Annotated in this window: 20 protein-coding genes; 12 read left to right on the top strand and 8 right to left on the bottom strand. The window is 71.2% G+C overall.

Features of this window, described 5'->3' with window-relative positions; translation table 11 throughout:
- Window positions 1-57: 57 nt before the first annotated feature.
- From ACFC1T_RS31375 to ACFC1T_RS31365, 3 genes are read left to right on the top strand one after another with little or no spacing between them, the layout of a single operon-like run.
- Window positions 58-933: a hypothetical protein gene (locus tag ACFC1T_RS31375; RefSeq protein WP_375894072.1), complete on the top strand. Its 876-nt coding sequence runs from the start codon at window positions 58-60 to the stop codon at window positions 931-933.
- A 46-nt stretch (window positions 934-979) separates the two neighbouring features.
- Complete coding sequence (locus ACFC1T_RS31370) at window positions 980-2,431, top strand: glycosyltransferase family 2 protein (RefSeq protein ID WP_375894069.1); 1,452 nt, start codon at window positions 980-982, stop codon at window positions 2,429-2,431.
- 16 nt (window positions 2,432-2,447) lie between these two features.
- Window positions 2,448-3,641: a hypothetical protein gene (locus ACFC1T_RS31365; protein ID WP_375894067.1), complete on the top strand. Its 1,194-nt coding sequence runs from the start codon at window positions 2,448-2,450 to the stop codon at window positions 3,639-3,641.
- 8 nt (window positions 3,642-3,649) lie between these two features.
- Here ACFC1T_RS31365 and ACFC1T_RS31360 read toward each other — a convergent pair whose 3' ends face one another.
- Both ACFC1T_RS31360 and ACFC1T_RS31355 read right to left on the bottom strand, forming a co-directional pair.
- The gene (locus tag ACFC1T_RS31360) at window positions 3,650-5,791 is read right to left on the bottom strand and encodes an acyltransferase family protein (RefSeq protein WP_375894065.1); all 2,142 of its coding nucleotides are present in this window, start codon (window positions 5,789-5,791) and stop codon (window positions 3,650-3,652) included.
- Window positions 5,792-5,984: 193 nt separating this feature from the next.
- The gene (locus tag ACFC1T_RS31355) at window positions 5,985-6,479 is read right to left on the bottom strand and encodes a GNAT family N-acetyltransferase (protein ID WP_375894062.1); all 495 of its coding nucleotides are present in this window, start codon (window positions 6,477-6,479) and stop codon (window positions 5,985-5,987) included.
- Between the two features lie 394 nt (window positions 6,480-6,873).
- Here ACFC1T_RS31355 and ACFC1T_RS31350 point away from each other — a divergent pair, with 394 nt between their 5' ends.
- The gene (locus ACFC1T_RS31350) at window positions 6,874-7,833 is read left to right on the top strand and encodes a helix-turn-helix domain-containing protein (RefSeq protein WP_375894059.1); all 960 of its coding nucleotides are present in this window, start codon (window positions 6,874-6,876) and stop codon (window positions 7,831-7,833) included.
- Window positions 7,834-7,869: 36 nt separating this feature from the next.
- On the opposite strand, the gene ACFC1T_RS31345 is transcribed toward ACFC1T_RS31350, so the two are convergent.
- From ACFC1T_RS31345 to ACFC1T_RS31330, 4 genes are all read right to left on the bottom strand, one after another.
- Window positions 7,870-8,712, bottom strand: a complete 843-nt coding sequence (locus ACFC1T_RS31345; protein ID WP_375894056.1) for a histidine phosphatase family protein — start codon at window positions 8,710-8,712, stop codon at window positions 7,870-7,872.
- Window positions 8,713-8,867: 155 nt separating this feature from the next.
- Window positions 8,868-10,478, bottom strand: coding sequence for a monocarboxylate uptake permease MctP (mctP, locus tag ACFC1T_RS31340; protein WP_375894053.1), 1,611 nt, complete (start codon window positions 10,476-10,478; stop codon window positions 8,868-8,870).
- A complete protein-coding gene (locus tag ACFC1T_RS31335; protein WP_375894050.1) occupies window positions 10,475-10,738 on the bottom strand; it encodes a DUF3311 domain-containing protein in 264 nt (87 codons plus the stop codon). The genes mctP and ACFC1T_RS31335 overlap by 4 nt, the downstream gene beginning before the upstream one ends.
- 296 nt (window positions 10,739-11,034) lie before the next feature.
- Window positions 11,035-11,826, bottom strand: coding sequence for a GntR family transcriptional regulator (locus ACFC1T_RS31330; protein ID WP_375894047.1), 792 nt, complete (start codon window positions 11,824-11,826; stop codon window positions 11,035-11,037).
- A gap of 337 nt (window positions 11,827-12,163) precedes the next feature.
- On the opposite strand from ACFC1T_RS31330, the gene ACFC1T_RS31325 reads away from it, so the two are divergent.
- From ACFC1T_RS31325 to ACFC1T_RS31295, 7 genes are all read left to right on the top strand, one after another.
- On the top strand, window positions 12,164-13,447 hold the full coding sequence (locus ACFC1T_RS31325; protein ID WP_375894044.1) for an extracellular solute-binding protein: 1,284 nt from the start codon (window positions 12,164-12,166) through the stop codon (window positions 13,445-13,447).
- Window positions 13,448-13,537: 90 nt separating this feature from the next.
- On the top strand, window positions 13,538-14,566 hold the full coding sequence (locus ACFC1T_RS31320; RefSeq protein WP_375894041.1) for a carbohydrate ABC transporter permease: 1,029 nt from the start codon (window positions 13,538-13,540) through the stop codon (window positions 14,564-14,566).
- Entirely contained in the window at window positions 14,563-15,390 is an 828-nt protein-coding gene (locus ACFC1T_RS31315; RefSeq protein ID WP_375894038.1) for a carbohydrate ABC transporter permease, read from the top strand. Before ACFC1T_RS31320 ends, ACFC1T_RS31315 begins: the two co-directional genes overlap by 4 nt.
- 6 nt (window positions 15,391-15,396) lie before the next feature.
- Window positions 15,397-16,950, top strand: a complete 1,554-nt coding sequence (locus ACFC1T_RS31310) for a glycoside hydrolase family 3 protein (RefSeq protein WP_375894036.1) — start codon at window positions 15,397-15,399, stop codon at window positions 16,948-16,950.
- A gap of 454 nt (window positions 16,951-17,404) precedes the next feature.
- Window positions 17,405-18,682 carry an extracellular solute-binding protein gene (locus ACFC1T_RS31305; protein ID WP_375894181.1) on the top strand — a complete coding sequence of 426 codons (1,278 nt, stop codon included), beginning with the start codon at window positions 17,405-17,407 and terminating at the stop codon, window positions 18,680-18,682.
- 191 nt (window positions 18,683-18,873) lie between these two features.
- Window positions 18,874-19,932, top strand: coding sequence for an SIS domain-containing protein (locus ACFC1T_RS31300; RefSeq protein ID WP_375894033.1), 1,059 nt, complete (start codon window positions 18,874-18,876; stop codon window positions 19,930-19,932).
- A gap of 551 nt (window positions 19,933-20,483) precedes the next feature.
- Window positions 20,484-22,004, top strand: a complete 1,521-nt coding sequence (locus ACFC1T_RS31295) for a sensor histidine kinase (RefSeq protein WP_375894031.1) — start codon at window positions 20,484-20,486, stop codon at window positions 22,002-22,004.
- Window positions 22,005-22,451: 447 nt separating this feature from the next.
- Here ACFC1T_RS31295 and ACFC1T_RS31290 read toward each other — a convergent pair whose 3' ends face one another.
- Both ACFC1T_RS31290 and ACFC1T_RS31285 read right to left on the bottom strand, forming a co-directional pair.
- Complete coding sequence (locus ACFC1T_RS31290; RefSeq protein WP_014138019.1) at window positions 22,452-22,703, bottom strand: WhiB family transcriptional regulator; 252 nt, start codon at window positions 22,701-22,703, stop codon at window positions 22,452-22,454.
- Window positions 22,704-23,072: 369 nt separating this feature from the next.
- Window positions 23,073-24,044 (bottom strand): diacylglycerol/lipid kinase family protein, encoded by a 972-nt coding sequence (locus tag ACFC1T_RS31285; RefSeq protein WP_375894028.1) that lies wholly within the window; start codon window positions 24,042-24,044, stop codon window positions 23,073-23,075.
- 50 nt (window positions 24,045-24,094) lie between these two features.
- Between ACFC1T_RS31285 and ACFC1T_RS31280 the strand changes: the two genes are divergently transcribed.
- Window positions 24,095-24,511, top strand: a complete 417-nt coding sequence (locus ACFC1T_RS31280; protein WP_375894025.1) for a hypothetical protein — start codon at window positions 24,095-24,097, stop codon at window positions 24,509-24,511.
- Window positions 24,512-24,577: the final 66 nt, after the last annotated feature.

The raw sequence follows: 24,577 nt of genomic DNA, 5'->3' as shown, positions 1-24,577 counted from the left end.
GAAGCCCGAGGGCTCGGTGAACGGTCGGGAGAGGACCGAAGGGGCGGGGGTACGGGGATGACACAGGCACGTCCGATACGCGGGGCCGGTGGCCTGGCGGTCGGTTGGGGCGTGGTGCTGCTCGGCTGGGCGGCCTACAACTGCTTCGGGCAGGTCGGCTTCGCGACCTACCTCAAGGGCATCTTCTACTACGGCGGGACCTCGGTGGACGCCGAGACCGGAAGCCTCAACTACGGCCTGCTGTACCTGGCCGCGGGCATCCTGCTGCTGCGCGGGCGCTCCTGGGCGCTCGGGGTGGCGGCGGGCGTGGCACTGGTCGAGGGCTACAACCGGGTGCGCAGCCTGACCGGCGCGCTGCTGGACGAACCGCAGCGGCAGTGGTTCACGGGGACGACCGAGGGCGGACTCAAGCTCGCCACCTTCGCGCTCGGCGTGGTCGTCACCGCGACGCTGATCGTGCTGCTCGCCCGCTCCAAGTGGCGGGAGCAGCCGGAGGGTTCCCCGGCCGGGACGCCCTGGCCGCTCACGCAGGGCGCGGTTCCGGCCGCGCCGCTGCCGTCCGCGCCGCAGCCGGGTCCGTACGGAGTGCCGCAGCCGGGGCAGCCGCAGCCCGGGTGGCCGGCCCAGCCGCCGGCTCAGCCGGTGTGGTACCAGCAGCCGCAGCCGCAGGCCCAGCCCGCCGCCTGGCCGCCTGCGCAGCCCCAGCCGGTGCCGCCCGTGCCGGGTCCGTACGCCCAGCAGCCGCCCCAGGCGGCGCCGACGTACCAGCCGACCGCGCTCCAGCAGCAGTGGCCCGCCGCCCCGCCCGCGCCCGCCCCGCCCGTGCCCGCCCCGCCCGCGCCCGGCCCGCAGGGCGCCGCTCCGGTGGCCCCCGGCCCGGTCGTGCCGCCGCCCGCGGACGCGCCGCCGGCCCCGCACCCGCCGCAGGCCTGACCGACCGCCCGGACTGACCGACACCAGACGAGGAACGACTTCCGCCATGACGTCCACAGCCCCTGCGCGGACGGTGCTCACCACGTCCCGCGAGGCCGCCCGGCTCGCCGAGCGACAGATGTCCTGGAAGCCCCGGGTGCTGCCGTTCTACACCGCCTTCGCGATCATCTTCACCTTCTCGATCTGGGCGTACGTGCCCAACCCGACCCCGCTCGGCTGGGCGATCACCATCCTGTGGGGCATGCCGGTGTTCGGTGTGCTGATCGGCTTCCAGGGCGTGCTGATGGTCCGCCGACGGCTGCGGCAGGTGGACCGAATGACCCCGCCCGCGCCGGCCGAGGACGACTTCCTGATCGTGCTGGTGCCGACCATCGGCCGGCACGACACCTACCCGGCGCTGGAGCGCTCGGTGCTCTCGTACGTCGAGCACCTGCCGTCGTACTTCCCCTGGATGAGGGTGGACATCCTCACCGAGGAGGGCTGCGCCGCCGCCGAGAAGATCGACGAGCTGGCCGAACGCCACCCGCTGATCCGGGTGGTGACCGTGCCGAAGGCGTACGAGACGGCCAACGGCACCAAGTTCAAGGCCCGCGCCAACCACTACTCGCACGAGCTGCGGATCGAGGAGGGCGAGGCGCAGGACGACGTCTGGGTGCTGCACATGGACGACGACACCGGAGTCGGGCCGGACACCGCCGCCGCCGTCGCCCAGTTCGTCAACCGGCAGCGCCGGGCCGGGGACGACGCCAAGCACATGGCGCAGGGCATCCTGACGTACCCCCGGGAGAACGCCGTCTCCACCTTCACCTGGCTCGCCGACGCGATCCGCCCGGCCGACGACATCGCCCGCTTCCGGGCGATGACCGGCACCGGCACCCCGATCGCCGGCGTGCACGGCGAGCTGCTGATCGTGCGCTCCTCGGTGGAGGCCACCATCGGCTGGGACTTCGGGCCGAAGACCATCGTCGAGGACGCCCAGATGGCGCTGAACTTCTGCCAGCGCTACCCGGGCCGCAGCGACTGGTTCAACGGGCGCTGCTACGGCGCCTCGCCGGCCGGCGTCAAGGACTTCCTCAAGCAGCGCGAGCGCTGGGCCTGGGGCCTGGTCGCGCTCTGCTTCAACAGGACCATCCCGCTGCGGTACCGGCTGTTCATCGGGATGGGCATGGTCAGCTGGGTGCTCGGCCCGCTGCAGCACGTCGGCCTGGTGCTGATGGTCGCCTGGTTCACCGGCACCTGGAACACCTCGCCGGTCACCCAGTCCGTGGTGCTGCTGTGGGCGATCAACTTCGCCTACGTGATCTGGACCTACTGGGAGGGGCTGCGGCTGAACGTGGTCGCCTCGGCCAACCACCGGCGCAAGTGGTGGGAGCCGATCGTCGTGGTGGCCTGCATCCCGGTGTTCTCCTTCCTGGAGGGCTGGGGCGGGCTGCGGGGGCTGATCAAGTTCCTCAAGCGCGAGGAGAACAAGTTCGTCGTCATCGCCAAACCGGCCTGATCGGAAGTCACGACCGTTGAAGCGCCCCGCCATCTTCATCCTGCCCACCGTCGTCGTCGCCGTCGCCGTGGCCGTCCCCGTGGTGTGGGGGGACCACCCGATCCGGTTCGACCACCAGCGGCCCACCACCGTCCACCTCGCCGCCCCCACCGAGCAGGGCCGGGTCTGGGGCTTCGGCAAGGACGCGCCGCCGGTCGAGGACACCGGCCCCAAGGTGGCCCGCCCGTGGACCAAGGGGAGCCCCGAGTGGGGCGTGCAGGTGTACTGGCTGGACGACCCGGCGGACCCGGACAACTTCGTCCAGGGCAAGGTCGACCGCATCGTCAGGTACGTGGTCGGGCTGAACGCCAACTCCCTGTCGGTGACGTTCCCGTACTACACCACGGGTACCAAGTCGAACGCCGTCGCCGCCCGGCCGACCTCGCCCACCCCGGAGCGGCTCGCCCTGCTACTGGAGGCCGCCCACCGGGCCGGTCTGCGCACCACCGTGCGTCCGATCATGGACGAGGACGTGTTCGACTACGTCCACACCCTCAAGTGGCGCGGCAACATCACGCCGACCGACCGGGACGCCTGGTTCGCCAGCTACGCCGCCTTCCTGGCGCCGTACCTGAAGACCGCCCAGGAGCACTCCGCGGCGGAGTTCACCCTCGGCACCGAGTTCAACTCGCTGGAGGGCGACCCGCGCTGGCAGGGGCTGGTCGACGAGGCCAGGAAGACCTTCCACGGCGAGCTGGCGTACGACGCGAACTTCGACAACTGGGCCAAGGGCCCGATCGCGGTACCCGTCGACGGGACGGGCGCGGACGCCTACCCGCCGGCCAAGAACTCTGACGACGACGCCCCGATCGCCGACCTGAAGGCCAGCTGGAACGCCTGGCTCGACAAGCGCGGCACGGGGCCGCAGCCGACCACCAAGCTCACCGAGGTGGGCATCCCGGCGCAGAAGGGCGCGTACAAGACGCCCGGCGAGTACTACAAGAAGACCGAGGTGAACGAGGCCGTCCAGGCCACCTGGTTCACCGCGGTCTGCCAGGTCGCCCAGGAGCGCAAGCTGGGCGGGGTCTACTTCTGGTCGCTGTACTTCGGCATCGACCCGACCCTGCCGGTCACCCCGGACACCCCGCGGATGGACTACGCCGGGCGCCCGGGCTCCGAGAAGGCGATCCGCGACTGCTTCGCGCAGACCTACCAGGTCCCGCAGCCGTAGCGGGTCCGCTACGGCTGGGGCTCGGCGGGGTGCTCGCCGGCGCCCGGGGTCCCCTTGGGGGTCGGCGTCCGGGCGGGCTTGGCCGTGGTCGGACGGCCCGTCGGCCGGGTGCTCGCCGTCGGCGTGGGCGTGGGGGTGGGCGTCGGGGTGGAGCTCGGTGTCGGGGTCGGCGTCGGCGTCGGGGTGGCCGCCGGCGCGGCCGGGGACTGCGGCTGGGCCCCGGACAGCCCGTCCGCGATCTGCTTCTCCAGCCACGGGGTCACGAACCGCATGCCGGCCGGGGTCAGGTGCACCCCGTCGTTGGCCGGGGTGACCCAGTGGCCGTCCTTGTCCTTCCACACGCAGGTGTCGTACGGACAGTAGAAGGTGTCGAGGTCGACCAGCCGGACGGTGCCGCCGGCGGCCTTCACGAAGTCGCCGACCTGCTGGTTGTAGCAGGTGCCCCAGGCCTTGCCGATGGCGCCGTTCTCGACGCGTTCGTTCATCAGCAGCACCCGGGCGGCGGGCGCCCGCCGGTGGACCTGCTCGACGGCCTGGGTGAGCTCGGTGCGGTACCGGCTGCGGTAGTCGTCGTCGCAGGGGTTGAGCCAGGTGCCGTCCAGGTACTGCTCGGCGGCGTCCCAGCCGAGGTGGATCACCACGGCCTCCGGCGCGGTGGCGGCGACCTGGCGGTCCCACTCGGCCGCCCGGTTCCGGCAGTCGGAGCTGGTCTCGAACTCCGTCCCGGAGACGGTGCGCACCTTGTCCGGGTCGAACACCCCGCAGCCGCTGATGCCGCCGTCGACCACCCGGTAGCCGTCGCCGTCCCGGTACAGCCCGGTGGCGAGGTCCTGGGCGAAGGAGTCGCCGAGCACCAGGACCATCGGCCTGCCGCTCGGCCCGGACCGCATGTCGTGGGTGACCCAGGCCGGCAGGTACCAGGCCCCGGCGGTGGCCACCGCGGCGGTGACGGCCAGCAGCGGGACGGCCGGGAGGGCCCGCCAGCGCAGCACCCGCAGCTTCTCGGTCGCGGTGTGCAGCAGCCAGGCCAGCACCCAGGAGACCGGGCCGCCGATCAGCAGCAGCTTCTGCGGCGAGATGTCGTCGACGAAGTGCTGCAGCAGCCAGTACACCGGCAGGTGGAGCAGGTAGAGGCTGTACGAGATGGTGCCGGTGAGCCGCAGCGGGGGAAGCGACAGCAGCCGCACCAGGGGGCCGCGGTCGTGGCAGAGCGAGGCGGTCAGTACGGCGGCGAGCGCCGCGACGAGCGCCAGTCCGCCCTGGTAGAGCCAGGGTTCGTGGTAGCTGCCGACGGACAGGCTGGCCCAGACCAGGCCGCCGAGGGCCGCCGTGCCGACCAGGGTGGGCAGGGCGGCGCCGCCTCGGCGGGCCGAACGGGGGCCGTCGGCGGCGGCGCGGGCCTTGCGGCGCAGCCACAGGTGGACCCCGAAGGCGGCGGTGGCGCCGGCCGCGAAGCCGACGGCGCGGGTCTCGGTGCCGAGGTAGAGACGGTCGCTGTTGCCGCCGTTCCACATCAGCGGGGCGACGAGCGCGGAGGCCGCGAACAGGACGGCGGTGACGATGCCGGCGGCGCGCAGCGAGCGGCGGCACAGGCCGAAGACCATCAGCAGCAGCAGCGGCCAGACCGCGTAGAACTGCTCGGTGATGCTGAGCGACCACATGGCCGCCAGCGGGTCGATCGAGGCGAAGTGCTGCCAGTAGGCGTCACCGCGGGACAGCTGGGCCCAGTTGGCGACCTGGGCGAGCGTGGCGAGCGCCTGCGGGCGCAGGTCCCGGACGTCCCGGAGCGGGCTGACCAGGGCGGACAGTCCGACGACCAGGATGATGGTGGCGAGCAGTCCGGGCAGCAGCCGCTTGGCACGGCGGCGGTAGAAGACGCCGAGCCGGATGCCGTCGGTGCGGTCCAGCTCGCGGATCAGCACCAGGCTGACCAGGAAGCCGGAGAGCACGAAGAAGACGTCCACGCCGAACAGGCCGTTCTGGAACCAGTCGGTGTGGTAGAGCAGCACGGAGGCGATCGCGAGGCCGCGCAGCCCGTCGACCGCCTTGAAGCGGACCGACGGCGGCAGCGGGCCGCGGGGCGCACGGACGGGTGCGGGGATCGCGTAGCGGCTGGAGGCCGGGGCCTCGATGCCCCGTGCCTCGCGCATGTCCTGGAGCGTCGGGCCGCTTCCGGGCGTGCTGGGGCCGGGCCCGTCGTCCATGTGGTGCGTCCCCCCGGTCGATCGACTGTCGCGACCTGTCGACGACATGTCTTGATCTGTGGTTTATATCAAAAGACGCCTGTTGATCGTCTGCCCGTCACGGGGGTGGGGGAGGGGCCGGTGGACTGCCGCCGGGCCGTCAGAACGCCATGGTGTAGACCATCAGGTCCATCCCCGGGTACGGCGCCCAGTCCCGCTCAGGGGTGCGGCGGAAGCCGACCCGCTCGTAGACGCGGTGGGCGGCGGTCATCTCGGGGCGGGTGGAGAAGGCCATGCCGGTCAGGCCGAGTTCGCGGCTGCGGGCGACGCAGGCGCGGACCAGGGCCTCGCCGACGCCGCGGCCGCGGGAGGCGGCGGCGGTGGCGAGCATCCGGATCTCGCCCTCCTGCGGGGTGGCGATGTCGGCCCACTCGGTGCCGCCGACGGCGAAGGTCACGCAGCCGAGGACCTGCTCGTCGGCCGCGTCGGCGGCGACCAGGAGCTCGGCCTCGCGGGAGCGCCGCCCGGCGTCGCGGAGCAGCTCGACGTAGCCGCTGGTGGGCTTGGTGTAGCCGTCGCCGACGAAGGCCTCGACGGTGATCCGGCCGGCGTCTTCGAGGTCCCGGGGGAGGGCGTGGCGGATGAGGTAGTCCATCGGGCCAGTGTGCCGGAGCCCGGTACGGCGACGGGCCCGGGGGTCGGGCGGAGCGGCAGGTCAGCGGGGGCGGCGGGGGTGGCGGGGGCGGTGGGGGCGCCGTGCAGCCGGTCGGCGCGGTGCGGATCGGCGGGGTAGCCGCCGGGGCGGTGGTAGTTGTCGCGGCCGGCCGCGGGGCCGCGGGAGAGCTCGCGGCCGATCAGGGAGCCGAGCAGGCCGAAGCCGCCGACCGCGCCGGCCAGGGCGAGTGCGCTTGCGAGGGTGCCGGATTCCATGGCCACCACTGTGGCCGGGAGCCGGCGGGGCCGACGAGTGGCAGGAACGCCGGGTTGCCTCGAAATCCTGCCAGCCGGGGGCTTCCCGGCGCCCGGCCCGGCGGGGCATCCTGGGCGGCATGCTGAGGAACGTGGTCGCGGTGGTGCTGGAGGAGGTCCACCCCTTCGAACTGGGCGTGGCCTGCGAGGTGTTCGGCCTGGACCGCACCGCGGACGGGCTGCCCGGCTACGACTTCGCGCTGGCCGGCGCCCACCCCGGGCCGCACGCCACCCACTCCGGGTTCACGGTGGACGTCCCGTACGGCCCGGAGCGGCTCGCCGACGCCGACCTGGCGGTGGTCACCGCCTCGGGGATCCGCGACGCCTACCCGGAGCCGCTGCTGGCGGCGCTGCGCGCGGTGGTGGCGCGCGGCGGCCGGGTGCTGTCCATCTGCAGCGGCGCGTTCGTGCTGGGCGCCGCCGGGCTGCTGGACGGCCGCCGCTCCACCACCCACTGGCGCTACACCGACGACCTGGCCGGCCGGTTCCCGGGGACGGCGGTGCAGCCGGACGTGCTGTACGTGGACGACGACCCGGTGGTCACCTCGGCCGGTACGGCGGCCGGCATCGACGCCTGCCTGCACCTGGTGCGCAAGTTCCAGGGCGCCGAGGTGGCCCGGGGGATCGCCCGCCGGATGGTGGTGGCGCCGCACCGGGAGGGCGGGCAGGCGCAGTTCGTGAACCGCCCGCTGCCGGAGGGCGGCGGCGACTCGCTGGCCCCGCTGCTGGACTGGATGCGCCACCACCCGGACCAGGAGGCGACCGTCGAGCAACTGGCCGCCCGGGCGCACATGTCGCCGCGCACCTTCGCCCGGCGCTTCCAGCAGGAGACCGGCACCACCCCGCACCGCTGGCTGGTGGGGCAGCGGGTGCTGCTGGCCCAGCGGCTGCTGGAGTCCACCACCGAGTCGGTGGACGCGATCGCGGCCCGCTGCGGCTTCGGCAACGCGGCGGCGCTGCGGCACCACTTCGGGCGGCGGCTGGGTACCACGCCGCTGGCCTACCGCCGCTGCTTCGCCGATCCGGCGGTCGCGCGGTGACCCGACGGCCGACGGGCCGTCAGTTGTCGCCGCCCGTCAGTTGTCCTCGCCCGTCAGGTGGTCGACGCCGTTCCAGCGGTCCGGCCGCAGCCGCCCGTCCTGGGCCCGCCACAGGCTGGTGGAGCAGTTGTGCACCGCCCCGAGCTCGGTGAGCTGCTGCTCGGTGAGCCGGTCCAGCGCGTAGCGCAGCATCAGCACCGTGCAGTCGTGGGCGACCAGCAGGACGGGCCGGCCGGCCTCCTCCTCGCAGACGTCCCGCAGCAGGCTGCGCACCCGCAGGGCGACGTCGGCCCAGGACTCGCCGCCGGGCGGGCGGTAGTACAGCTCGCCCATCTTGCGCCGCCGGGCGGCCTCCTCCGGGTGCTTGGCCTCGATGGCGGCCTTGGGCAGCATCTCCAGGATGCCGAGCTCGCGGTCGCGCAGCCGCTCGTCGTAGCGGACGGCCAGGGTGACGGGCACGGCGCCGAGGCCGGCCGCCTGGGCGAGCGCGATCCGGGTGGTCTCGGCGGTGCGCACGTACGGCGAGCACCAGACGCTGCGCGGGCGGTCGGCGCTGGGCAGGGCGGCCCACCAGCGGCCGAACGCCTGGGCCTGCTGCTGGCCGCGCAGGGACAGCGGGATGTCGGCGTCCCGGCAGCTGATCGGGACGCTGAGCGCGCCGACGGCCTCGGCCAGCTGGAACTCGACGTTGGCGGTGGACTCGCCGTGCCGGGTGGCGATCAGCACGGACGGCAGTCGGGTGGCCGCCGCCGGGCGGTGGGCGGTGACGTGGGGGTGGTGCTGGTTCTGGGCCGGCTGGTGCTGGGCGGCCTGGTGCGGGGCCGACTGGTGCTGGGTGGTCTGGTGCTGGCCGTTGAGGGTGGTGCCGAGTTCTGCCATGGCCGCGAGCTCCCCGTGGGTCGATCAGGTTCCGGCCGGATGCCGGTCCGGTCTGGTGGTGCCCGGCGTGCACGCCTGTTCATACATATGATCGCGCCGCCTCCTCCAGTGTTCACGGAGAAGGCGGCGCGATCACAGGGCGCGCGCACGGCCAATCAGTGCGCCGCTACGGGCTCCGGCGCGTTCTCCCGCTCGTCGCCGCCGGTCTCGGCGCTGTAGTCGGAGGGCTTGGTCTCGTCCGGTCCGTCGGGCGTCCTGAGCGCCCGCAGCACCACGGTGAGCACCACCGAGACGACCAGGTTGAGCACGAAGGCCGTCATGCCGATGTAGCCGATCTCGCCGATGCCGGGGATCTCGGCCGCGTTGCCGCCGAAGTGCTTGGTGGCCGGGCTGGCCAGCCCGTACGCCGTCCAGGTGCCGTAGCCCATGCCCGCCGCCCAGCCGGCGAACAGCGCCCAGTGGTGGAACCAGCGGGTGAACAGGCCGCCGACGATCGCCACGAAGGTCTGCAGGATCCACAGGCCGCCCAGCAGCTGGAGGTTGATCGCGGCCTGCTTGTCCATGCCGAGCACGAAGACCAGCGCGCCGACCTTGACCAGCAGCGAGACCAGCTTGGCGACCCGGGTCTCGTCGGCCGGGGTGGCGGCGGGCTTGAGCCACTCTTTGTAGACGTTGCGGGTGAACAGGTTGGCCGCGGCGATGGACATGATCGCGGCCGGCACCAGTGCGCCGATCCCGATCGCGGCGAAGGCCACGCCGGTGAACCAGTCCGGGAACATGTTCGCGAACAGCTGCGGCACCGACAGCTGGGCGTTGTAGCCCTTGACGCCGCTGCCCACGCCCGCCGCGATCGCCATGAAGCCGAGCAGCGCCAGCAGCCCGAGCATCAGCGAGTACGCGGGCATGATCGCCATGTTGCGGCGCACGGTGTTGCGGGACTTGGAGGCCAGCACGCCGGTCACCGAGTGCGGGTACATGAACAGCGCCATCGCCGAGCCGATCCCCAGCGTGGCGTACGTCCACTGCTTGTTGTCGGGGAGGGTCAGCCCGCCGGCCTTGGCCTGCTTGAAGTGCGCCGCGGCCGCGTCGAAGACGTGCCCGTAGCCGCCGAGGCGCAGCGGGATGTAGATCACCGCGACGATGATCACGATGTAGACCAGGGCGTCCTTGACGAAGGCGATCAGCGCCGGGGCGCGCAGGCCGGAGGAGTAGGTGTAGGCGGCCAGTACGCCGAAGGCCAGGAAGAGCGGCAGGTCCTTGACGAACCAGTTGGCGTCCGCGCCGCCGCCGAGGCCGAGCACGTCCAGCACGGCCTGGATGCCGACCAGTTGCAGGGCGATGTACGGCATGGTGGCCAGGATCCCGGTCAGCGCGATGACCAGGGACAGCGGCCGCGAGCCGTACCGGCCGCGGACGAAGTCGGCCGGGGTGACGTAGCCGTGCACCCGGGAGACCGACCAGAGCCGGGGCAGGAACAGGAAGACCAGCGGGTAGGCGATGATCGTGTACGGCACCGCGAAGAAGCCGGCCGCGCCGGTCGCGTACACGGCCGCCGGGACGGCGACGAAGGTGTAGGCGGTGTAGAGGTCGCCGCCGAGCAGGAACCAGGTCACCCAGGTCCCGAAGCTGCGCCCGCCCAGGCCCCACTCGTCCAGGTGGGCGGCGTCGTCCGCGCGGCGCCAGCGGGAGGCGAGGAAGCCCATCACGGTGACCAGCAGGAAGAACAGGACGAAGACCACGAGGGCCGGCACGTTGACGTCCTTCATCGCGCACCGCCCTCGCGGGCCGCGCCGCGGGCCTTCTCGTCCCGGTTGATCAGCAGGTAGGCGGCGACCGTGAAGACCGCCGAGACCGGCACCCAGAGCAGCTGGTACCAGTAGAAGAAGGGGATCCCGGCCACCGCCGGGTCGGTCTTGTCGTAGGAGGAGACCCAGAGCATCGCCACGATGGGCACGAGCAGGGCGAGTCCGGCGAGCACCCGCTCGGGGGTCACGGCCGGGACTGGGGTCCCGGCTGGCTCGGGCATGACAGCTTCGCTGGGGGCTTGGTCAGACGGCATCTTCTGCTCCGCTCCGGAGGGTTCCGTCGGCGCCGCAGCCCCGGAGGTGCCCGGCACCCCCGTGAGCCCGCCGGGCAGCACCATCGGTGATCGGCAGTCAGTACGGCTGCGCAATCTAGGGCATGGGGTGATCCATGTCACCCGATATGACGCAACTTTCCGCCATCCGGACACGAACGGGCACCGGTGCGCGGGTCGCGCACGCCGGTGCCCGTGGTGAGGGGGAGGGGTCCGTTCGAGGTGAGGGCCCCGGACGGGGACGACTACTCCGGCCGCTGGAGCCGGGTGATGAACTTGTAGCGGTCGCCGCGGTAGATGGAGCGCACCCACTCGACCGGGTCGCCGTCGGCGTCGAAGGAGTGCCGGGAGAGCTGGAGCATCGGCAGGCCCAGGTCGGAGCCGAGCAGGCCGGCCTCCCGCGGGTTGGCGAGGGTGGTCTCGATGGTCTCCTCGGCCTCGGCCACGGTGACCCCGTAGACCTCGCGCAGCGCCGCGTACAGCGAGTTGTGCTTGGCCAGGTTGCGCCGCAGGGCGGGGAAGCGCTTGGCGGAGAGGTGGGCGACCTCGATGGCCATCGGGTCGCCGTTGGCCAGGCGCAGCCGCTCGATCCGCAGCACCCGGCCGCCGGGCTTGATGTCCAGCAGCGGGGCGAGCCGGTCGTCGGCGGTGATGTAGCCGATCTCGATCAGCCGGGAGGTGGGCTCCAGGCCCTGGGCGCGCATGTCCTCCGTGTAGGAGGTGAGTTGCAGCGCCTGGGCGACCTTGGGCTTGGCCACGAAGGTGCCCTTGCCCTGGATGCGCTCCAGCCGGCCCTCGACGACCAGTTCCTGGAGGGCCTGGCGCACGGTGGTGCGCGAGGTGTCGAACTGGGCGGCCAGCGCGCGCTCGGGCGGGACCGGGGTGCCCGCGGGCTGGGTCTCGGTGAGCTGGAGGAGGTGGCGCTTGAGGCCGTAGTACTTGGGGACGCGCGCGGTCGGATCGGCGCCGGCCTGCGTCGGGAGGTTCTTCACCTCGGGGTCGTCGGCCTGGGCGGTGGATCCCCCGTCGCTGCTCATCGGACCTGTTCTCCCGCTTCTCGCGGAGCCTTTTACCGCCCCGCCACATCGTTAACGGACCACATCGTTGCATGTATGGCTACGGAACGAATACCTCATCACGCGATGAACGATGTGCGGTGTCGGCTTGATAACGGGTGGTCGAGATCGGTCGAACAGCCGTTGACAGGCCCATTGGTCTAGGCCAAGCTCCAGGCATCTGGTCTACACCACTAGGCCGGTAACGATGAATCCCCCCACCCGCTCGAAGGGGTCCGCGGCACCTAATCTCCCGCTTTGCGTGGGTCTGCCGCTGCCGCCCGACGGGGGTAACCCAGGCATCCCTCAGGAGGATGGCGTGAAGCGTCAGCTCATCGCGGCGGTCGGCGTCGCAGCAATGGTCGTCGGTCTCGCGGCCTGCAGCTCGGACGGCAAGAAGGACGACAGCGGTTCCTCGTCCTCCACGTCGGCCGACCGGTACAAGGGCAAGACGCTCAAGGTGTGGACCATGACCGGCTCCGCCCCCAAGGGCTGGACCGACGCGGTCAAGACCGAGTTCGAGACCACCTACCCGGGCTCCAAGGTCGACTTCCAGGCCCAGGAGTGGACCGACATCGGCCCGAAGATCACCGCCGCGCTGTCCGAGGGCTCGGTCGACGTCCTGGAGCTGGGCAACACCCAGACCTCCGGCTACGCCGCCACCGGCGGTCTGCTCGACATCACCAAGGACAAGTCCGCGCTGGGTGGCGACGCTTGGGCCGCCAACCAGAACGAGGCCGCGATGCTGGACGGCAAGCAGTACGCCGCCCCGTGGTGGGTCTCCAACCGCGTGGTCGCCTACAACAAGGACCTCTGGAAGGCCGCCGGCCTGACCGACGCGCCGAAGACCCTGGACGAGTTCTACGCCGACCTGGACAAGCTCAAGACCACCCCCGGCGTCGTCGACCCGCTCTACCTGCCGGGCCAGGAGTGGTACACCTACTTCGGCCTGCTCACCGGCGAGGGCGGCAAGATCGCCAAGCAGGAGGGCGGCAAGTGGGTCGGCGGCCTGGAGTCGCCCGAGGCGCAGCGCGCCTTCGAGACCTACAAGACGCTGCAGAGCCACTCGCTCACCGGTCCGAAGGACAAGGACGAGGCGACCCCGCAGCAGAAGGACGTCTTCGCCAAGGGCAACGTCGGCACCATGATCGCCCTCGGCTGGGAGCTCCCGCTCGAGAAGGAGATGCCGAAGGACAAGATCGGCTTCTTCCCGATCCCGGGCAAGACCGCCGACAAGCCCTCCGGCGTCTTCATCGGTGGCTCGAACCTCGCGATCTCCGCGCAGAGCAAGAACACCGCGATGGCGAAGGACTTCCTGAAGATCGCCCTCAACGACAAGAACGAGGGCATGGTCGCCGCGGCCGGCAACATCCCGAACAAGCCGGCGCTGAACAGCCAGCTCACCGGTGACTTCGCGAAGGCCGCCCAGGCCGCCACCGCGGTCGGCGGGATCACCCCGAACACCCCGAACTGGGCCAGCGTCGAGAACACCCCGAACCCGATCAAGGACTTCCTGACCGCGGTCCTCCAGGGCGGCGACTACGCGTCCACCGCGAAGAAGTACGACGACGAGATCGCCAAGCGGCTCAACCAGAAGAACTAGTGCATCGAGCGGCGTCGCTCACCGGCCCCCGGCGGGGGGTCGGTGGGCGGCGCCCGTCCGTCGTGGCCGGGTTGTGAGGAAGTGAGAACGATGGCTGTGCATTCGGACCGGGTGCAGACGCAGTCCCCGGAGTCAGGGGAGGCTGTGGTGGCCGAGATTGACACCAGTGCCGCCGGCGGCGGAGCCAAGGGCACCGCGCCGAAGGGCACCAGACCCGCGAGCGGCCCCGGTCTCGGCGCCCGCTCCGCGCCGTACCTGCTGCTGCTGCCGGCCATCGTGGCGACCATCGTCCTGCTCGGCTGGCCGCTGCTGAAGACCTTCCTGCTGTCGTTCCAGGACCTCAACCGGCGCCAGCTGGTGATGCACCTGACCGAGTGGACCGGCTTCGACAACTACAAGGAGCAGCTGAGCGACCCGGAGTTCTGGTCGGTCACCGGTCGCACCGTCGCCTTCACCCTGGTCAACGTGGTGCTGATCATGGTCGGCGGCACCCTGGTCGGCCTGCTGCTGAACGTCCTCGGCAAGAAGATGCGGCTCGCGCTGTCGGTCGCGCTGCTGATGGCCTGGGCGATGCCGGTGGTCGCCGCGACCACCGTCTACACCTGGCTGTTCGACGAGCAGTGGGGCGTCGTCAACTGGTGCCTGGACAAGCTCGGTTGGCACTCGATGGCGAACTACAACTGGATGAGCGACGAGTACTCGACGTTCTTCGTCGTCATCCTGCTGATCGTCTGGATGTCGATCCCCTTCGTGGCGTTCAACATGTACGCCGGGCTGACCACCATCCCCAAGGAGCTCTACGAGGCCGCCCGGATGGACGGCGCCGGCTCCTCGAAGATCTTCAGCTCGGTGATCTTCCCCAACCTCAAGCCGTTCTTCCTGGCCACGACCTTCCTCGAGGTCATCTGGGTCTTCAAGTCCTTCACCCAGATCTACGCGATCAACGGCGGCGGCCCCGAGAAGCTCACCCGGACCCTTCCGGTGCACGCCTTCCTGGAGGGCTCGGGCAGTCAGCACTACGGCGTCGGCGCCGCGATCGCGGTGCTCACCATCCTGATGCTGGGCGTCCTGATGGCCTACTACTTCCGCATCATGATCAAGCAGGAGGACGAGCTGTGAGGCGCTCTCTCTTCGGACGTACCTGGCCGAACGTGATCGCGGTCGTCCTCATCGTCTTCTTCATCTTCCCCGTCTACTGGATGATCGCGACCGCGTTCAAGCAGAACAACGACATCATCAGCAAGACGCCGGTCTTCATCCCGCTCGACGCGACCTTCGAGCACTTCACCACCGCGGTCAACGCACCGGACTTCTGGACGTACGTCACCAACAGCATCACCGTCACGGTCGGCGCGGTGCTGATCTCCCTGGTGATCGCGACCCTGGCGGCCTTCGCCATCGCCCGGATGAGGTTCCGCGGCCGCAAGGCCTTCGTACTGGTCATCATGCTGGCCCAGATGGCGCCCTGGGAGGTCATGACCATCGCGGTCTACATGATCTCCCGCGACAACGACATGCTGAACAGCCTGCTGCCGCTGACCTTCTTCTACATGATGATGGTCCTGCCCTTCACCATCTGGACGCTGCGCGGCTTCATCGCCGCGGTGCCGAAGGAGCTGGAGGAGTCGGCCATGGTGGACGGCTGCACCCGTACCCAGGCCTTCGTGAAGGTGATCTTCCCGCTGCTGGCCCCGGGCCTGATGTCGACCTCGCTGTTCGGCTTCATCACGGCGTGGAACGAGTTCCCGCTCGTCCTGATCGTCAACAAGGAGCAGGGCAAGACCCTCCCGCTCTGGCTGTCCTCCTTCAAGACGGCCTTCGGCAACGACTGGGGCGCGACCATGGCGGCCTCCACGATGTTCGCCGTCCCCGTGCTGATCCTGTTCGTCTTCCTGCAGCGCAAGGCAGTCGGTGGTCTGACCGACGGCGCCGTGAAGGGCTGAGCCACCGTGAGCATCCTCGTACCCACCGTCCCGGACAGCGACCAGCTCCACCGGGACGCCCTGACCGTCCTGCAGCCCGGCTTCGTCGGCACCGAGCCGCCCGCCTGGCTGCGCCGCCACCTGGCCGCCGGGCTCGGCTCGGTCGCGCTGTTCGACCGCAACGTGGTCGACCTCGACCAGCTGTCCGCCCTCACCGGCGCGCTGCGCGCGGAGAACCCCGACCTCCTGATCGCGATCGACGAGGAGAGCGGCGATGTCACCCGGCTGGAGGCCGGCTCCGGCTCGTCCTGGCCGGGCAACCTCGCCCTCGGGGCGATCGACGACCCGGCGCTGACCCGGGACGTCGCCCGCGAGCTGGGCCGGGCGCTGGCCGCGGCCGGCGTCAACTACAACTGGGCGCCCACCGCGGACGTCAACTCCAACCCCCGCAACCCGGTCATCGGCGTGCGCTCCTTCGGCGCCGACCCGGAGCTGTGCGCCCGGCACACCGCCGCCTGGGTGGAGGGCCTCCAGTCGGCCGGCGTGGCCGCCTGCTCCAAGCACTTCCCCGGCCACGGCGACACCGCGGTGGACTCGCACCACGGCCTGCCGGTGATCGACGTCGACCTGGACGTGCTGCGCACCCGCGACCTGATCCCGTTCCAGGCCGCGATCGCGGCCGGCACCAAGGCCGTGATGACCGCCCACATCATGGTCCCGGCGCTGGACCCGAAGCTGCCCGCCACCCTGAGCCCGACCGTGCTGCGCGACCTGCTGCGCGCCGCCCCGGCCGACGGCGGCCTCGGCTACCAGGGCCTGATCGTCAGCGACGCGATCGAGATGGGCGCCATCGCCGACACCTTCGGGATGGGCCAGGGCACCGTGCTGGCGCTGGCGGCCGGCGCGGACGCGATCTGCGTCGGCGGCGGGCTGGCCGACGAGGAGACCGTGCTGATGCTGCGCGACGCCATCGTGGCGGGCGTGCGCTCCGGCCGGCTCACCGAGGAGCGGCTGGCGGACGCCGCCGACCGGGTCCGGGCGCTGGGCAGCTGGGGCCGGATCGCGGCCCAGGGCGAGCAGGCCGAGCCGGACCTCGCGGTGGGCCTGCGGGCCGCGCGCCGGGCGCTCAAGGTGGTCCGGGCGCCGGGCCGCGAGGTGCTGCCGGTGAGCGAGCGCCCGTACGTGGCCTCGTTCTCGGACGAGCCGAACATCGCGGTCGGCGACGTGACCCCGTGGGGCGTGGCCGGCATGCTGGCCGACCGCTTCCCGGGCACCCGGACCCGTGCGGTGTCCGCGGCCGAGGCCGCGCCGGAGCTGCTGGAGGCGCTGGTCGCCGAGCTGGTGGCCGGGGCCCAGGGCCGCCGCCTCGTGCTGGTGGTCCGGGACGCCCACCGGCACGCCTGGATGGCCGCCGCGCTGGCCCGTCTGGTGGCGGCCCGGCCGGACGCCGCGGTGGTGGAGATGGGGCTGCCCCAGTCCGAGCCGGTCGGCGCGCTGTACATCGCCACCCACGGCGCCGCCCGGGTCTGCGGGCTGGCGGCCGTGGAGGTGCTCACCGGGCAGCCGGGAGCGGTCGGCTGAGACCGTACGGACGTCGCCGGCCGGAGCCGGGGGCGTCCGCCGACGGGCCCGTCATGCGCATGTCGCATGGCGGGCCCGTCGCGTTTCCCCGCCGTCGACCCGGACGTTCTCCGGATGACCGTGCTCCCTCAAGGCAGCCTTAAATCCACCTTAAGTCCCACTGAGGGTGACGGCCCGACGACTGATCGCCACGCGGTACAACGGGTCGGCAACAGCCTTGCTGACAAGGCCTGTTGGCCGTTGACACCACAGTTGGTCTAGGCCAGAGTCCATGCAACCGGTTCGAAATTGAACTCACCGGTTGTGGTATTGCGCCCTCCTCGAAGCTCTTCGCCGCCCCCGCCAGGACTCTCCGCCGCGGGCGCCAATCACGCTGTCGGCGGGCACCACCGTTCTTGGACAACCCTCGGAGGATGGCGTGAAGAAGCGTCAGCTCGGTTCGACGCTCGGGATCATGGCGCTGGCAGTCGCCCTGACGGCCTGTTCCTCGTCCGGATCACCCTCGGCCGACGGCCGGAGCTCCGCCGCGGACCCGCAGGCCGCCTCCGGCACCGTCACTGTCTGGTTGATGGACGACGCCCAGAAGAACTGGCCGGACCTGGTCCAGCGGGTCAACGACGAGTTCGCGGCGAAGTACCCCAAGGTCGGCCTCAAGCTGGTCTACCAGGGCTGGGCCGACAAGGTCTCCAAGCTCGACAAGGCGATCGCCGACGGCAGCGCCCCCGACGTGGTCGAGCTGGGCAACACCGAGACGATGAAGTACGTGCTCTCCGGCGCGCTGGCCCCGGTGGACCGCACCACCTTCGACAACTCCGACAGCTGGATCAAGGCGCTCGCCAACACCTGCACCTACCAGGACAAGCTGTGGTGCGTGCCCTACTACGCGGGGGCCCGGGTCGCGGTCTACAACTCCAGCGTCTTCCAACAGGCCACCGGCAGCGCGGAGTTCCCCAAGACCGAGGGCGAACTGATGACCGCCCTGGACAAGATCGCGGACAAGAACAGATCGGACCGGACCTTCTCCCCGCTCTACCTGCCCGGGCCGTACTGGTACGCCGCGATGAGCTACGTGGCCGCGTACGGCGGCAGCATCGCCAAGTTCGACAGCTCCGGCAACTGGCACGGCACCCTGCACGACGCCAAGTCCCAGCAGGGCATCGGCCACTTCGCGGACCTCGTCCGCAAGTACAACAAGGGCGACCTGACGCAGAACGAGCAGAACCAGTTCGAGGCCATGGCGCGCGGCCACGCCGCGTCCTTCTACGGCAACGGCTTCGAGGCCGCCAGCGTGATCGCGCCGGTCACCGGCGACTCGGGCCTCAAGGACAGCGTCAAGGTCGCCACCATGCCCGGCCCGGACGGCAAGCCGCTGCCCACCTTCATCGGCGGCTCCGACCTCGCCGTCACCGCCAAGTCCCAGCAGGCGGGGCCGGCCGCCGACTGGATCCGGATGTTCACCAGCACCAAGTCCGAACAGGCGCTGGCCGACAAGGACATCCTGCCGAACAACCTCAACCAGCTGAACCCGTTGAAGAACAAGCCCAACACCGCCGCCGCGGCCAACGCCGTCCCGGACGCCTGGTTCACCCCGCTGGCCCCCGGCTGGGGGGCGGTCGAGAAGCAGAAGATCATCCCCGACATGCTGACCGCGATCCTCAAGGGCAAGTCCGTCGACCAGGCCACCAAGGACGCCGACGCGGCGATCGACCAGCTGATCAACAACCCGTCCTGACGCCCGGCCCGCCGCACCGCACCGCTCCTGTCCGCCTCCGGGCCGGGGCGGTGCGGGGGTGCCGCGGCGGGGGCCCGCTCGTAGGATTGCCCAGCAGGAACCGCAGCGAGTGTGCGGACTCGCCGCCGTAGAGGTCCCCGTCGGGCAATCCGCCCGGGCGGGGTCGACCCATCTCATCGGAGGCAATCCAGATGTCCGACCCGCAGACTGTTTCCGTACCCGGCCGGATCATGGCGGCGGAGATGGCCGAGCAGCCGGCCGTCCTCCGGCGCATCCTCGACGAGGGTGCCCCGAAGATCCGCGAGATCGCGGCCGGGATCGCCGCCCGCAGCCCCCGCTTCGTCCTGCTGACCGCGCGCGGCACCTCCGACAACGCCGCGCTCTACGCCAAGTACCTGATCGAGATCCTGCTCGGCAAGCCGGCCGGCCTGACCTCGATGTCCACCACCACGGCGTACGGGGCCCAGCCGGACCTCACCGACGTCCTGGTGATCACCGTCAGCCAGTCCGGCGGCTCGCCGGACCTGGTCGCCTCCACCAAGGCCGCCCGCGAGGCCGGGGCGATCACCCTGGCCGTCACCAACAACCCCGACTCCCCGCTCGCCGAGGTGTCCGAGTTCCACATCGACGTGCTGGCCGGGCCGGAGAAGGCGCTGCCGGCCACCAAGACCTACACCGCCGAGCTGCTGGCGCTCTACCTCCTGGTCGAGGGCCTGCGCGGCGGGGACGGCTCGGCGGCCGAGGTGCTGCCGGGCCTGGCCGCCGGGGTGCTGGCCCGCCAGGCGGAGGTGAAGGCGCTGGCCGAGCGCTACCGCTTCGCCCAGCGCCTGGTCATCACCTCGCGCGGCTACGGCTACCCGACCGCCCGCGAGGCGGCGCTCAAGCTGATGGAGACCACGTACATCCCGGCCACCCCGTTCTCCGGCGCCGACCTGCTGCACGGGCCGCTGGCCATGGTGGACAACGTCTCCCCGGTGATCGCGATCGTCCCGGACGGCAAGGGCGGCGAGGCCCTCCAGCCGGTGCTGGACCGACTGCGGGGCCGCGGCGCGGACCTCGTGGTGATCGGCCAGCAGGCGCAGGTGGACGCCGCCTCGGCGGGCTTCGCGCTGCCCGCCGGCGTGCCCGAGGAGGTCCAGCCGATCCTGGAGATCCTGCCGCTCCAGCAGCTCGCCTACGAGGTCACCATCGCCCGCGGCCAGGACCCGGACGCCCCGCGCGCCCTCGCCAAGGTCACCGAGACGCACTGATACTCGCCCGCTCGCCTCCGGGGCGCTCCGGCCCGGTGCCGACGGTCGTCGCTCCGATGCCCCTCGTTCCTCGGGGCCTCCTCGCTCCTCTCTTTCGGCACCGGCGCGCCCCTTCGGCTCGGGGCGGGTGCTCGCCCGCTCGCCTCCGGGCGAGGGCGCCCGCCGGAACGGAACCGGCCCCCGTCCACAGGCTGTGGACGGGGGCCGGTTCACTGAGCGGCGGAAACGGGTCCGGAAAGCACTACGGGCCACGGCGCCGACACGGGACCCTCAACCCATGCGGCACCGCAGCCCGGAGCTGTCGTCGGGCACCGGTGTCGATCGAGGACTGTGCGGGGTCCTCGTTCGCCGGCGTCCGACCGAGGAGAAGCCGCGCGCGGTCAGGGCAGTTGCGCGGTGGGCCTCTCCTTGGTGCCCTTTCATTGTGGACTAGACCAATCTGCGTTGTCCAGGCCGCTCGGTGAATTGGTCTAAACAACTCCGGACAGTCATCCGGCGCCAGCGGACAGTCCGCCGAGCCCCCCGCCGGGCCTCGGCGCTACGCTCGCCATGTGCCCTCGCTGAACGAACTCGTCCGCCGCCACACCACCCTGACCGGGGCCGACGTGGAATGGCTCCACATGCTGGTCTCGGAGTGGCAGCTGCTCTCCGACCTCTCCTTCGCCGACCTGGTGCTGTGGATCCCCACCTGGGACGGCATCCGCTACGTCTCGGTGGCACAGATGCGGCCCAACACCGGGCCGACCTCCTACCAGGACGACATGGTCGGCCACCTCGTCCCGCGCGGGCGCCGCCCGCTGCTGGACGCCGCCTTCGACGAGGGGCGGATCGTGCGCGAGGGCGATCCGGAGTGGCGCGAGGAGGTCCCGGTCCGGGTCGAGTCGATCCCGGTCCGGCGCGAGGGCAAGGTGCTCGGGGTGATCGCCCGCAACACCAACCTGCTGACCGTGCGCACCCCCAGCCGGCTGGAGCTCACCTACCTCCAGAGCGCCTCCGACCTGGCCCAGATGATCGCGGCCGGCAGCTTCCCGTTCCCCGGCGTCGAGCAGGCCGACATGGACGCCGCGCCCCGGGTCGGCGACGGCCTGATCCGCCTGGACGCGGACGGCATCGTCACCTACGCCAGCCCCAACGCGCTCTCCGCCTACCACCGGCTGGGCCTCACCACCGACCTGGTCGGCAGCCACCTCGGCCGGGCCACCGCCGACCTCGTCCCGCCCTCCCGCTCGGCCGTCCACGAGGCCCTGGTGAAGCTGGCCAGCGGCTGGGCGCCCCGGCAGACCGAGGTGGAGGTGCAGGGGGGAGTGGTGACCCTGCGCGCGATCCCGCTCAAGCCGAAGGGGACGCTGACCGGCTCCCTGGTGCTCTGCCGGGACGTCACCGAGCTGCGCCGCCGCGACCGCGAGCTGATGACCAAGGACGCCACCATCCGGGAGATCCACCACCGGGTGAAGAACAACCTGCAGACGGTCGCCGCCCTGCTGCGGTTGCAGTCCCGCCGGATGGAGTCCGAGTCGGCCCGGGCCGCGCTGGACGAGGCGGTGCGCCGGGTCGGCTCGATCGCGATCGTGCACGAGACGCTCTCCCAGGCGCTGGACGAGCAGGTGGCCTTCGACGAGATCGCCGACCGGGTGCTGGCGATGGCGATGGAGCTGTCCCAGGACGGCCGGGTGGCGACCCGCCGCAGCGGAAGCTTCGGCATCCTCTCCGCCGAGGTGGCCACCCCGCTGTCGATGGTGCTGACCGAGCTGCTGCAGAACGCCCTGGAGCACGCCTTCGGCCCGACCGCCTCCGGGAACCTGGAGGTCAGCGCGCTGCGCGGGCGGGCCCCGGCGACCGGCATGGGCTGGTCGGACAGCTGGAACGGCGGTGCCAAGCCGGAGGAGTACCTGCTGATCACCGTGCAGGACGACGGGCGCGGCATGCCGGAGGGCTTCGACCCGAAGACGGCCGGCAACCTCGGGCTGCAGATCGTCCGGACGCTGGCCACCGGTGAGCTGGGCGGGACCTTCGACATGGTGGCCGGCCCGAACGGCGGCACCAAGGTCATCCTGGAGATCCCGGTGCGTTGATGCGTCGGGTTGCGCGGCGGGGGCGTGCGTGCGGCGGAAGCGCCGGGTGCGCGCTTCACGCGCCCGGCGTGCGAAGGCGGGGCACGGCCGGGTCGGGCGCCGGGCCTGAAACAGAAACGAGGCCCTGTCGACCGGGGGGGGTGGGTCGACAGGGCCTCTCAACCCGTTCCGGCCGTCGGGGGGAGTCGGCCGGAACGGGGGCTCTAGGTGGTGCGACACCTCACATGTGCGTTGCACACGGTGAGCGCCTCAGCTCCACAATATTGCTCTAAGTGAACAGTATCAAGTGGCTGGACGGTTCGGTGTCGCGGGACCTCGCGTGGCAAGGCCCTTGGTGCGGAAGGCTTCACCAGGAGGTGCAGGGAAGCCTTTGATCATGTGTTGATCGGTTGTTGATCGGTACTACGGTTACTGCTGGTGCTACGGCGTGTGACCAGATGCTGCTGATCAGGCGGTGCGGGCGCGGTTGCGGGCGGCACGGCGCTTCATCGCGCGACGCTCGTCCTCGCTCATGCCGCCCCAGACGCCGGCGTCCTGGCCGGTCTCGAGGGCCCACTGGAGACACTGCTCCATCACCGGACAGCGGCGGCACACGGCCTTGGCTTCCTCGATCTGCAGCAGAGCAGGACCGGTGTTCCCGATCGGGAAGAACAGCTCCGGGTCCTCTTCGCGGCAGACAGCGCGGTGGCGCCAGTCCATGGTCGTCCAACTCCTCCTGCCGCGGGGGGTGGCCCGATCGGCATAATCGAATGGCTTGTGAATGTGAACGCTTTCACGAATCCCACAACAGCAAAAGAGACCAAAGGCCCATCGGGCCCGGGTGGTCTGTGCTGGGGGGGATTCGGCGATTCGAGGGACACCCCGCGGTCGGCGCTCCTGTGGTTCCGGAGTTGCCGTCGCTGCGATGTGTCCCGATCGCCATGTAGAGGTTCGCAAACCTCGGGCTCGGATACAACCCCCTTCGGGGAGGAATTTTTGATTCTTCGGTGTCGCCTAGCTCACAGCCAGTACTTCTATGGAGTGAAGGGGGCTTGTGCGTTCGAGAAGAAGGGCGAAGCCCCCTTCCGGTCACACAATCACACGCAGTGCCCGCCGAACGCCTGTGAAACTGACGCGACTCCGGTCTCCAAGATGGTCCCCGTCGACCTGGAACGGCACAGGTTCCTGGGAAACCAAGGTGAAGTGTCTGACGTCGTGATAGGAGACGACGTGCTTTCCGGACGGGCCGGCCGGCGGGGCGCCGTCGCTCGAAGGCGCGTACGACCGCAGGATCTGACGGATCGTTCGAGCAGTACCGAACGCCGTCATCCGGGTGATGCCGAAGACGTCCAGATCCGTGTCGAAGGAGGCGAGGGGCGAGGGGTAGACCGGACGGCTGCCGAGGAACGTCCACGGCGAGGTGTTGCTGACTATCGTCAGCGCCAGGCCCGGAACGGCCTCGCGGCCCGGTATTTCCAAGGCCACCGGGCCCGAGCGGCGCTGCTCACGCTGGGTGAAGTAGTGCCGGAGGGCCTGCCCGACGTACAGGGCGTGGGTGGACTTGCGCCCGGCCCTGCGCTGCTCCTCGACCCGGCCCACCACGCCGGCGTCGAAGCCGAGGCCGGCGGTGAAGGTGAACCAGCGGTCCGGCAGCCCCTCGGTCATCGCCTTGCCCAGGCCGATCGGCCGCTCGTGCCCCTGCTCCAGTGCGTTCAGCAGGGCGCCGGTGGCCTCCACCGGGTCGTTGGGCAGGCCCAGTGCGCGGGCGAAGACATTGGTCGAACCGCCCGGCACCACGGCCAGTCGCGGGACCTTCTCGCCCGGGCCGTGCGCCAGCAGCCCGTTCACCACCTCGTTGACGGTGCCGTCCCCGCCCAGCGCCACCACCAGGTCGACCGTGCCGTCCTGGGCGGCGTCCCGGGCCAGGTCGTGCGCGTGCCCCCGGTACTGGGTCTCGGCGACGTCCAGCTTGAGGTCGCTGCGCAGCGCGTGGATCAGTACGTCCCTGGTCCGGCCACTGGTGGTGGTGGCCTTGTGGTTCACGACCAGGAGAGCGCGCATGGGGAAAGCCTACGGGGCCGTACGGACCGACCGGCGGCTACCCTGCTGGAGTGACCGCAGAATCCTCCGCACCCGTACCCGCCCGCCCGGTCCCGCTCACCCTGGGCGCCGCCATCACCGCCCTGGAGGGCGCGGCGCTCGCCGTCGTCGGCGTCTCGGACATGGTGTCCGCACTGTCCGGCCAGGCCAAGCAGCTGGCCCTGAACGAGTTCGGCGGCCTGGTCATCGTGCTGCTCGGGGTGCTGCCGATACTGGCCGCCCGCGCGCTGCTCAAGGAGCGCCGCTGGGGCCGCAGCCCCGCCGTGCTGACCAACTCGATCTGCCTGCCGGTGGCTTACTACATGGTCCAGAGCGGCGGCGCGATGATCGCGGTCGGTGCGCTGGTCGGCCTGCTCGGCCTGGTGGGCATCGGTGCGCTGCTGAACCCGAGGTCGACCGCGGCCCTGTACGCGCAGCAGGAGGGCTGAGCGCCCCCACCGCCCCGAACACGAACGGACGGCCGCCGCAGCACCTGTCTCTTATACACATCTCCG

Source organism: Kitasatospora sp. NPDC056076 (assembly GCF_042266305.1).
Classification (GTDB): domain Bacteria; phylum Actinomycetota; class Actinomycetes; order Streptomycetales; family Streptomycetaceae; genus Kitasatospora.
The sequence above is the reverse complement of the archived record's forward strand: the minus strand, read 5'-3'. Positions and strand labels throughout refer to the sequence as shown.